The organism is Microbacterium sp. Bi128 (assembly GCF_918698205.1).
Window position 1 is genome coordinate 1 of sequence record NZ_CAKKMM010001152.1, and the last position, 1,644, is coordinate 1,644.

General features: G+C 63.1%; 3 protein-coding genes. All 3 read left to right on the top strand.

The genetic code is table 11. The features are described from left to right. A partial coding sequence (locus LQV45_RS30710) for a carbohydrate ABC transporter permease (protein ID WP_230011050.1) occupies positions 1-566 on the top strand: 566 nt, incomplete at its 5' end. A gap of 3 nt (positions 567-569) precedes the next feature. After that, entirely contained in the window at positions 570-1,406 is an 837-nt protein-coding gene (locus LQV45_RS30715; RefSeq protein ID WP_230011051.1) for a carbohydrate ABC transporter permease, read from the top strand. Between the two features lie 6 nt (positions 1,407-1,412). Then, on the top strand, positions 1,413-1,644 hold a 232-nt coding region (locus LQV45_RS30720; RefSeq protein ID WP_230011052.1), incomplete at its 3' end, for a nuclear transport factor 2 family protein.

Here is a 1,644-nt window from a genome sequence, read left to right on the forward strand (position 1 = left end):
GGACCCTCTTCTTCATGCCGGTGGTGCTCAGCCCGCTAGCCACGGCCTACATCTGGAAATACATCTTCGACTTCGACGGTCCGCTCAATGCCTTCCTTACGGCAATAGGCGCCGGCGACCAGGCCAAGCCGTGGCTGGCCGACCCGCAGTGGGCCATCTGGACCGTGCTGGTGGTGCTGGTCTGGTCTTCCACCGGCTTTGCCATGGTGATTTTCATGGCCGGCCTGGCCGGTGTCCCCGTGGAAGTGGAGGAGGCGGCGGCCATTGACGGCGCCAATCTGTGGCAGCGGTTCCGCAACGTTACCCTGCCCGCCATCCGCCCCGCCGTCGCCATCGCCACCACCCTGGGAATCGTCCAGGGGCTGCGCGTCTTCGATCCCATCATGGCGCTCACCGGCGGCGGACCGGCCGGAGCGACGGAAACGCTGGCCACGCTGGTTTACAAGCAGGCCTTTGCGCTCGGGAACTTCGGGGGCGGTGCCGCCCTGGCCCTGGTGCTCGCCGCCATCATCCTGATCTTCGCCGTTCTCCAGCAGCGGCTGACGCGTTCGAACCCTGAGGACTAAGCCATGTTCCGCTACACCAAACTCACCCTGCTCCGCGAAGTCGGCCTCTGGGCGCTGGCCCTGGTGTTCCTCGCACCGTTCTACTTCCTGGTGACAACTACCCTGAAGCCGGACAACGAGTTGTTCACCACCTCGGCCCTGGCTCCGCCAACAAGCCCCGACTTCAGCAACTTTATCGACGTCCTCACCGCCACCGGCAACTCCAACGTGGTGATGGGCCTGGTCAACAGCGCCATCATCACCGCAGGCAGCATCGTGGGGCTGATCGCACTCGGTTCCATCACCGGATATGTCATCTCCCGCAGCACCCGACGCTGGAGCAAGGGCGCGTATTACCTCTTCCTGATCGCCATCATCCTCCCCGGCCAGCTCGGCGCCGTCCCGCTCTACATGGGTGCACGGGCCCTTGGGCTCACCGGATCCGCTTGGGGCCTGATCATCCTCTACACGGGCATGCTCCTGCCGTTGTCGATCTTCCTCTACGCAAACTTCTTCCGCGGCCTCGGCACGGACTACGAAGAAGCGGCCACCATCGACGGCGCCAGCAAATCCCAGATTTTCTCCAAGGTGGTGTTCCCCATGATGGCCCCAGCCACGGGAACGGTCACCATCTTCGCCGGGCTCATCGTGTGGAACGACTTCTTCACGTCGCTGATCTTCCTGGGCGGCTCCGTCAACCAGACGCTGCCGGTGGCCATGTACTACTACATCGGCTCCCTGGTCTCCCAGTGGAACTCGATCTTCGCGATAGTGATCGTCTCCATGATTCCCATCCTGGCGCTGTTACTGTTCGCGCAGAAACGGTTCATCCAGGGCTTCTCCGGCGGCCTGAAGGGCTGACCCGCGATGGTTGACAACCGCGCAGCGTTCGAGCGCTTCGTGGAGATCTTCTACACCCAAAAACGGGTGCGTGAAGCCTTCGACTTCCTTGTGGCCGACGACTACCGGCAGCACAACCCGACCATTCCTGACGGGCCTGAGGCGGCAGTAAGAATGCTGACGCCGAAGTTCGACGGATCGCCAGACTCCCGGTTCGAGGTTCAGCGCATCCTGGTGGACGGTGACCTGGCGTTGGTGC

Bases quoted from the DNA above. Each gene is read 5' to 3' on its own strand.
- LQV45_RS30715 (WP_230011051.1), top strand. From the start codon at position 570: ATGTTCCGCTACACCAAACTCACCCTGCTCCGCGAAGTCGGCCTCTGG.